1 rRNA gene is annotated in these 1984 nt (G+C 56.2%); it reads left to right on the top strand.

The window, feature by feature from the left end:
- Positions 1 to 417 precede the first annotated feature (417 nt).
- A 16S ribosomal RNA gene (locus ACWGPF_RS17520) occupies positions 418 to 1940 on the top strand.
- Positions 1941 to 1984: the final 44 nt, after the last annotated feature.

Here is a 1984-nt window from a genome sequence, read left to right on the forward strand (position 1 = left end):
GTGGTGTCGGGGTGCGACACGCCCGGGGGTGGGTGTGGTTTGCGGGGGTGGGTGGTTCGGCGTAATGTATTCCCTTGTCGCCGCCAAGCGGTGAGGTTGAGCCGGAAGGTTCCCCGCCCCAGGACAGTGACATCACATAACACAATCTCTGCTGGTTGGCCCGTTTGTGGGTTGGTTGGTGGGGTGGATGGTTGCCCCGGAGGGCTCGGTCGTGAGGTCGAGGGCTGGGTGCGTCTGATCCTTGAGAACTCAACAGCGTGCACTTGTCAAATGCCAAATTATCCTCGTCTCGGCCTTTTTGGTCGGGTTGAGAATTCCTTTGGATCAATTATTGGTTGTCAGTTTTGACATCCGTTTTGGTCATGATTGAACTCGCGTCTGGTCACTGTTTTCCCGGTGGCTGGGTTGCATTCGTTTTTTACGGAGAGTTTGATCCTGGCTCAGGATGAACGCTGGCGGCGTGCTTAACACATGCAAGTCGAACGATGAAGCCCTGCTTGCGGGGTGGATTAGTGGCGAACGGGTGAGTAACACGTGAGCAACCTGCCCCTGACTCTGGGATAACAGCCGGAAACGGTTGCTAATACCGGATATGCATCATAGCCGCATGGTTTGTGGTGGGAAAGATTTTTCGGTTGGGGATGGGCTCGCGGCCTATCAGCTTGTTGGTGAGGTAGTGGCTCACCAAGGCGTCGACGGGTAGCCGGCCTGAGAGGGTGACCGGCCACACTGGGACTGAGACACGGCCCAGACTCCTACGGGAGGCAGCAGTGGGGAATATTGCACAATGGGCGGAAGCCTGATGCAGCAACGCCGCGTGAGGGATGACGGCCTTCGGGTTGTAAACCTCTTTTAGCAGGGAAGAAGCGTGAGTGACGGTACCTGCAGAAAAAGCGCCGGCTAACTACGTGCCAGCAGCCGCGGTAATACGTAGGGCGCAAGCGTTATCCGGAATTATTGGGCGTAAAGAGCTCGTAGGCGGTTTGTCGCGTCTGCTGTGAAATCTGGAGGCTCAACCTCCAGCCTGCAGTGGGTACGGGCAGACTAGAGTGCGGTAGGGGAGATTGGAATTCCTGGTGTAGCGGTGGAATGCGCAGATATCAGGAGGAACACCGATGGCGAAGGCAGATCTCTGGGCCGTAACTGACGCTGAGGAGCGAAAGGGTGGGGAGCAAACAGGCTTAGATACCCTGGTAGTCCACCCCGTAAACGTTGGGAACTAGTTGTGGGGGCCTTTCCACGGTCTCCGTGACGCAGCTAACGCATTAAGTTCCCCGCCTGGGGAGTACGGCCGCAAGGCTAAAACTCAAAGGAATTGACGGGGACCCGCACAAGCGGCGGAGCATGCGGATTAATTCGATGCAACGCGAAGAACCTTACCAAGGCTTGACATATACGGGAACGCCGCAGAAATGTGGTTCTCTTTGGACACTCGTATACAGGTGGTGCATGGTTGTCGTCAGCTCGTGTCGTGAGATGTTGGGTTAAGTCCCGCAACGAGCGCAACCCTCGTTCTATGTTGCCAGCACGTTATGGTGGGAACTCATGGGATACTGCCGGGGTCAACTCGGAGGAAGGTGGGGATGACGTCAAATCATCATGCCCCTTATGTCTTGGGCTTCACGCATGCTACAATGGCCGGTACAAAGGGCAGCGATACCGTGAGGTGGAGCGAATCCCAAAAAGCCGGTCCCAGTTCGGATTGAGGTCTGCAACTCGACCTCATGAAGTCGGAGTCGCTAGTAATCGCAGATCAGCAACGCTGCGGTGAATACGTTCCCGGGTCTTGTACACACCGCCCGTCAAGTCATGAAAGTCGGTAACACCTGAAGCCGGTGGCCTAACCCTTGTGGAGGGAGCTGTCGAAGGTGGGATCGGTAATTAGGACTAAGTCGTAACAAGGTAGCCGTACCGGAAGGTGCGGCTGGATCACCTCCTTTCTAAGGAGCATCTGGCATCCTTTGTGGGTGTCCAGGCGCCGGTT

It is taken from the genome of Microbacterium sp. NPDC055683 (genome assembly GCF_053617895.1).